The sequence below is a fragment of the Vibrio sp. 2033 genome, from assembly GCF_033339735.1.
Window position 1 is genome coordinate 1 of record NZ_JAWOVC010000262.1, and the last position, 781, is coordinate 781.

The window sequence follows — 781 nt, forward strand, 5'->3', positions numbered from 1 at the left end:
TGATGAGAATGGCAGAAACCACAGCGACAATAAATGGAGTGACGCCGTAACTCGGTAGTGGGTTTGGCAAAAGATCTTTCAGAGGAATACGTAACAAATATTCCAAGCCGCTACCCAAAATAAGTCCGACAATGCTGGCGGTTACCAATAGAATGGCAACTTGAATCAATAACCACTTTTCTATCCAACGTCTGCTCGCGCCAAGGCTTTTCAACATTGCGATGGTTTGAGTTCGGCTATTCACGTAGTTTTGGCAAGTAAGAACCAACGTTGTCGCGGCCATAATTATGACGATAGCTACAGTCAATGATAAATACTGTGTAGTGCGATCAAAAACTTCATTGCTGCGACTCGCGGTATCTTGAGTACGCCAGCGATCACTTGGTGACAGAACTGTCTTATCTTGGAGTTGCTTTAGCGCCGCATTGTCAGCTTTTAGAAACAGTCGATACTGCACTCGACTGCCGACTTGTATCGCGCCTGTTTTTTCTACGTCGCTTTGGTGAATATATGCCGCAGGCATTTGTTGGAATGGATTGAAACTTAAACCCGGCTCCATCAGCACTGCACCTGAAACGGTGAAATCTGCATCACCAATGGTGACATTGTCACCTTTGTTAACTTCTAATTGAGCCATAATGCGTTCGTCTAACCAAAGCTGGTTAGGCTTCACGCGACCTGACTCATTCCCATCTAAAACCAACTCTCCCATTAAAGGATAACTTTCATCGACACCTCGTACAGAAATAAGCTGCATTCCGTTATCGCTAAAAGCCATGGT

At 44.8% G+C, this 781-nt stretch carries 1 protein-coding gene; it reads right to left on the reverse strand.

From position 1 onward, the window contains the following. Positions 1-781 (reverse strand): ABC transporter permease (locus R7P74_RS25965; RefSeq protein ID WP_318123533.1); only part of this gene is annotated, 781 nt, incomplete at both ends.